Annotated in this window: 3 protein-coding genes; all 3 read left to right on the top strand. The window is 50.4% G+C overall.

Features of this window, described 5'->3' with window-relative positions; all coding sequences use genetic code 11:
* On the top strand, window positions 1-240 hold a 240-nt coding region (locus GJQ68_RS23085), incomplete at its 5' end, for a hypothetical protein (protein WP_162419619.1).
* A 10-nt stretch (window positions 241-250) separates the two neighbouring features.
* Complete coding sequence (locus GJQ68_RS23590) at window positions 251-820, top strand: reverse transcriptase domain-containing protein (RefSeq protein ID WP_262888132.1); 570 nt, start codon at window positions 251-253, stop codon at window positions 818-820.
* Window positions 750-1,163: reverse transcriptase domain-containing protein (locus GJQ68_RS23585; protein WP_317174473.1), on the top strand; the 414-nt coding region annotated here is incomplete at its 3' end. The genes GJQ68_RS23590 and GJQ68_RS23585, both read left to right, overlap by 71 nt.

Below are 1,163 nucleotides of genomic sequence, written 5' to 3'. Positions count from 1 at the left end.
GGATATTGGGGGAAGGAATATGCCCTTACCTGGGGAGATCTTGGAATAGATTCGGTTTCTATGGGCCAAGAAGTCAGCCGAGGTCATAATAGTTACCGGGAACGAGCTGTAAGAGCTACAGAGGTCTCACTGGGTAGCGAAGGACTGAACGCTGGATTACGTCCAAACCTGCCTGCCGGTAGGCAGGTTCGATGGGGAGCACCGTATTGGGGCAGCCTCATCTTAAGCGGACAGGGTTAACAGATTTATTATGATAGAAAAAGTACTCAACCGTAAGAACCTCTACAAAGCCTACCGACAGGTAGTGCGGAACAAAGGTTCGGCAGGGGTGGACGGCATGAAGGTCACCGAATTGTTTTCCTATCTGGAAAACAACAGGGACAGGATTGCCACATCCATCCTGAACCATACGTATGTACCGAAACCTATCAAGGGGGTTGAAATCCCCAAGAGCAACGGAAAGACCAGATTGCTGGGGGGTCCCACCACAGTGGAAAGGTGGCTGCAACAAGCTGTCAGCCAGGTGCTGATGATCAAGTACGAACTCACGTTCGAGGATCACAGCTATGGCTTCCGCCCCGAGAAGAACATCCATAAGGCGGTAACACAAGCCCTGAAAAACATCAACGATGGCTATCAGGATATAGTGGACATCGACCTGAAGGGATTTTTCGACGAGGTAGACCACACGATCCTGCTACAGTTCATCTACCAACGGGTAAAATGTCCGACAACCTTAAGGCTTATCCCTGCCTGCGGCAGGCAGGCGGAAATGGCTGCGTGCACCCATCCAGATCAACGGAAAACTGCACAGGCGTAGAAAAGGCGTTCCTCAGGGCTCCCCGCTCAGCCCCCTTTTGAGCAATATCCTTTTGGATGTGCTGGATAAGGAACTGGACAGGCGAAACCTGAATTACGTACGGTATGCCGATGATTTCAGCATCTACACCAAGTCAAAGAAGGAGGCCAGAAAGGTGGGTAACGAGATTTACCTCTTTTTGAGGGACAAACTCAGGTTGCCCATCAACAGGGAGAAAAGTGGCATCCGAAGACCTTCTAACTTCGAACTGCTGGGACATTCATTTGTCCCGACATACCAGAAGGGGGTCAAAGGAAAGTACCAGTTGGTGGTGAAGAAAAGCAGTTGGGAATCACTTAAGCGA

Origin of the sequence: Cyclobacterium roseum (genome assembly GCF_010119225.1) — a bacterium.
Classification (GTDB): domain Bacteria; phylum Bacteroidota; class Bacteroidia; order Cytophagales; family Cyclobacteriaceae; genus Cyclobacterium; species Cyclobacterium roseum.
Note: the sequence above shows the minus strand (reverse complement) of the source record. Positions and strands in the feature narration are given on the sequence as shown.

Bases quoted from the DNA above. Each gene is read 5' to 3' on its own strand.
- GJQ68_RS23590 (WP_262888132.1), top strand. From the start codon at position 251: ATGATAGAAAAAGTACTCAACCGTAAGAACCTCTACAAAGCCTACCGA.